This is a genomic window from Arthrobacter sp. PsM3 (assembly GCF_030433895.1).
Classification (GTDB): Bacteria; Actinomycetota; Actinomycetes; order Actinomycetales; family Micrococcaceae; genus Arthrobacter.
Genome location: NZ_JARUXE010000092.1, coordinates 1 through 3,071, shown reverse-complemented (window position 1 = coordinate 3,071; position 3,071 = coordinate 1). Strand labels below are relative to the sequence as shown.

Here is a 3,071-nt window from a genome sequence, read left to right as displayed (position 1 = left end):
GCTGTCCCCCGCCCTCACGCGGAGCACGATCACCATACGGCTTACGCTCAGCACCGCCGCCACTGTACGGCTTACGGTCCCCCTCGCGCGACGGGCGGTCCCCGAACGGCTTGCGGGCATGATCGCCGGCGGGAGGACGGCCCCCCTCGGTGCCCCGGTCATCGCGAGCACGGTACCCGCGGGGCTCGCCGCCGGAGTTGTTGGTGCCGCGGAAGCCGCCGCCGCCCGAATTCCGTCCGCCGCCAAAGTTGCCGCGGTCTTTGCCGTCGCGATTACCGTCGTTGTGCTCAGCCATGCTGGATTCCTCCTGTTGCGAGCCCCCGACTGGCACGCTGGCAGCCGTACTACTCTAGTTGCTTCTTGCCTGACGAGGACGAATCCGTGGTGAGCGGATTGCCTCGAGGCCAGCCTCTATTGTAGTCGAGTCCGGCGGCCTAGATTCTGGCGGCCTCCGCCAACTTCCTCAGCACCGCCTGCCCTTCCGCAGGTTCCCAAGTGGAGATCTCCTGGGGCTGGGAAACGACGAATCTCCAGACCTGGGTTCCCCGTGCCACGGCCAGAACGTGCTCCGTTGTCTGGCTGAGCCGGTTCGTGGCATAGCGGGCTTCACCCCACAGGCCAGTAACTTCCGTGGGGGACCTCATGGCCTCCCACGGGTCGGCAGCCGCACGGCTGGCCGCGTCCGGGTAAGTGACAACTTCCAGAATGACCGCGTGGGTCGTCGTGCCGGCCGGGTCAAGGGGGTAAACGCAGTTTTCGTGCCTGACACCGGCGGGACTGACTGTCCCGGCGACTTCACCGGTCTGGATGTCCCGCGCCGCGTCCCCGAGGGCCGACCGGATCTGCTCCACACTCAGGAGGGAACACGCCCCCACTTCAGTGGTGGGAATCAGCGACGATCCGTCACGGGCGGTGGTGGGCGCTGAACTGGTGGGACTCGCCGCGGCCGTGGATCCAGCCGACGTCGACGCCCCCGCACTGGGGGACGGGGAAGACCCGCTGCACGCCGACAGTCCAACCGCGAGGATCAATCCGAGGCCCGCAAGCCCTGTCGTCCTAGTTGAATACATCATCTCCCACTCCCATGATGATTCGGTCTCCGGGAACAGCCCCCTGCTGGAACCTCACGACGTCTGACTCGTTGAGGGAAATGCAGCCCCAGGTGGGGACCCGGTTAGCGTGAAGGAAGATCGCGAAGCCGGCATTCATTTGGATTGTTGAGTCCGGGGGCCGGTTGTAGTTGATCACAACCCCTTGGCGATAATCATGGGACGGCCGTGTTGCGTAATACCACATGTTTTCGTCCGGGAAAATGTCGGCACTGGATTCGAAGTACTTATTGTAGTTCGAGTTCAACCGGCCACCCCACCGGGAGAACTGGTTGACCTGGAGGTAGGAGAGTGCAGTTCCCGGGTTTCCGAGGCCAAATGCTTCGGTCACCGAGAACGAGCCGGTCGGCGAAAACTTGTTGATGGTGGGACCGGAGGCGACGCCGGGCCGCGCAAATCCGCTCTCCCCGGCATAGCCGGGAACGGTCCACTCTTCCTGGTAGGCCCCGTTGGCGCGGACGCACGTGGTGAAGGTTACCGGTGTTGCAGGATAGCCCTCGGCAATTGCGAACGAGACCCGCGCCGGCCCAGCGCCCAGGTATCGAACGGCGTTGCGGTTCAAAGACTCGCAGTAGCCCGCAGACTGGAGGTGGTACTTGACACCCAAGCCGGCTGTCCACGTGAACCGGCCGTACTGAAACTCCTGTGAACACGGGCTGGCGCCGGAACAGGATTCGGCGGCGACCGGATAGCCCAATGAGCCTGCCTCCCAGGATCTGGCACCGTAGCTGGAGAGGATGGCACCCCACATTGGCTGCGCGCCGCCAAAGGGCGACCAATAGATGACGCCGCCTTCGAAACGCTGGACACAGCCGTCATTCCTCAGGCCGCAGGTCTCGTCACTGACGGCGTAGCCCAAGCGTCCGGATTCCCAATTCAAGGCGGCCCAGCGGGCAGCAATGGCCGCCCAGGTTGGGTGGGCTCCAGTCGCAGCGGACCAATGAACGGCCCCGCCTTCGAAACGCTGGACACATCCCCCGTTTTTCAGGCCGCAAATTTCATCGCTGGTGGGGTAGCCAAGACGGCCAGACTCCCAGTTCAATGCGGCCCACTTTGCGGCAATGGCCGCCCAGGTTGCGTAGGCTCCAGTCGCCGCGGACCAGTGAACCGCCCCGCCTTCGAAGCGCTGGACACAACCGGCGTTCTTCAGTGTGCATACCTGTTCGCTGATGGGATAGCCGAGGCGCCCGGCCTCCCAGTTCAGGGCCGCCCACTTTGCGGCGATGGCCGCCGTTGTTGCGTGGGCTCCTGTCGCCGCGGACCAGTGGATGGCGCCGTGTTCGTAACGCTGGACACATCCGCTGTCCCGCAACTCGCAAAAGACGGTGGACGCCACGGCACCCAGCCAGCCGGTCTCGCCGCCCAGGGACAACCAGTGGGCCTGGATGGCCGATTCGCCGGCACCGACCGCGGCTACCCCCGAGGGCAGGTCCTCGGCGGTGGCCGTGCTTGTCGGCCCCGGCGCAGACGACGGCGCCGGTGAGCTTGACGGTGAGGTTCCCGGCACGGCCTTGGTGGGGGCCGGGGTTGCCGGCGGCGCGGAGGTGGCAGGTGCGGAGGTGGCTAACGGGCTGGATGAAACCGATGGCTCCGGTCCAGGTGAACGCTGCAGGCTGGCGGTTATGGTGGGAGTAATGGCCGGTAGATCTTCGGCGTGAGCCGGAACTGTCGACGTAGCCGCAGCGGCGGCCAGGATTGCCACTAACGCAATCATTTTTGGAAATTTCACAAGCCACTCCCCCAGATCGAATAGTGGACGCTTTTGTTCCACCCGGGCCGCCGTCAGCAAGCCCCACCAAATACTAACGGGGACCGGTACGCGGCAGGCAAGGGCACACCGGTGACAAAATAGCAAAAATCACATATTGCGACTGCAGAGTTCACCTGACGCGGGGCCTGCTATTCGTTTTGGTGGTTAAATGCGGGAGAGCCCCGACCATGGTGGTTGGGGCTCTCGACCGT

2 protein-coding genes and 1 pseudogene are annotated in these 3,071 nt (G+C 64.6%); all 3 read right to left on the bottom strand.

Translation table 11 applies throughout. From position 1 onward, the window contains the following. Window positions 1-295 (bottom strand): annotated as a pseudogene (locus QCD75_RS21670) (hypothetical protein); the annotation flags it as partial. Between the two features lie 139 nt (window positions 296-434). Next, window positions 435-1,073, bottom strand: a complete 639-nt coding sequence (locus QCD75_RS21665; RefSeq protein ID WP_301231591.1) for a hypothetical protein — start codon at window positions 1,071-1,073, stop codon at window positions 435-437. Then, entirely contained in the window at window positions 1,057-2,898 is a 1,842-nt protein-coding gene (locus QCD75_RS21660) for a hypothetical protein (protein WP_301231590.1), read from the bottom strand. Before QCD75_RS21660 ends, QCD75_RS21665 begins: the two co-directional genes overlap by 17 nt. Window positions 2,899-3,071: the final 173 nt, after the last annotated feature.

Coding starts and splice junctions, on each gene's coding strand:
- QCD75_RS21665 (WP_301231591.1), bottom strand. CDS start 1,073: ATGATGTATTCAACTAGGACGACAGGGCTTGCGGGCCTCGGATTGATC.